This window comes from Paenibacillus sp. A3, assembly GCF_001399685.1.
In the GTDB taxonomy this organism is placed as follows: domain Bacteria; phylum Bacillota; class Bacilli; order Paenibacillales; family NBRC-103111; genus Paenibacillus_G.
Genome location: NZ_JTHN01000438.1, coordinates 1 through 663 on the forward strand (window position 1 = coordinate 1; position 663 = coordinate 663).

Sequence of the window (663 nt, forward strand, 5' to 3'; positions counted from 1 at the left end):
CCCATCAAGGCGTGAAGGGACTAGAATTCGAACGAGTCATGGTCATCATGGACGATCAAGAAGCACGCGGCTTCATGTTTAAGTATGAAGACCTGTTCGGGCGGAAAACGGAGGGGAAGACCTTGGAGGCAACTAGACGACTCTTTTACGTGACCGCCAGCAGGGCCACAAAAAGCCTCGCGCTTGTCGCTTACACCGACGACGTAGCGCGGGTAAGGAAATTCTTGCTGGACAATGCGTGGTTTAGCGAAGACGAAGTGATTTCTATGGCCTGAAAGTGCTTCGCATCACCGATGTCTCTGACCTTCGGCAATACACCGACGTATCGACTCAGTGTTCCGGCCAACAGCTGTTGGCCGGAACCAAGGTTCTTTGAACTTAGACGTTAGCTTCCTGCAGCTTGCTGAAGACACGGGCAAACAGGTCCACAGCAAGGTCGGAATCTTCATCCAGATTTCCCCAACGACCGTAGGTGTCCGAATGTAGCAACGCTGCAGTGAGTTTGACGGCCGCTTCCAACGCTTCTTCTCGCTTCATTGCTTAGCTTCTTGCGCCTCCATGGCGCAAACCCAGCATATCCCAAAAAAATCGTGGTGCTCAGCGAGTCACTTGAAGGCCGTCGCGATACTCCGCTTCACGCACTTTCTTCGAGCCCACGAGACT

2 protein-coding genes are annotated in these 663 nt (G+C 53.1%); one reads left to right on the forward strand and one right to left on the reverse strand.

What is annotated here, in order from left to right:
* A partial coding sequence (locus tag QJ48_RS39615) for a 3'-5' exonuclease (protein WP_272948191.1) occupies window positions 1-275 on the forward strand: 275 nt, incomplete at its 5' end.
* 103 nt (window positions 276-378) lie between these two features.
* Here QJ48_RS39615 and QJ48_RS39620 read toward each other — a convergent pair.
* Window positions 379-537 carry a hypothetical protein gene (locus tag QJ48_RS39620; protein ID WP_153816778.1) on the reverse strand — a complete coding sequence of 53 codons (159 nt, stop codon included), beginning with the start codon at window positions 535-537 and terminating at the stop codon, window positions 379-381.
* Between the last annotated feature and the right edge of the window lie 126 nt (window positions 538-663).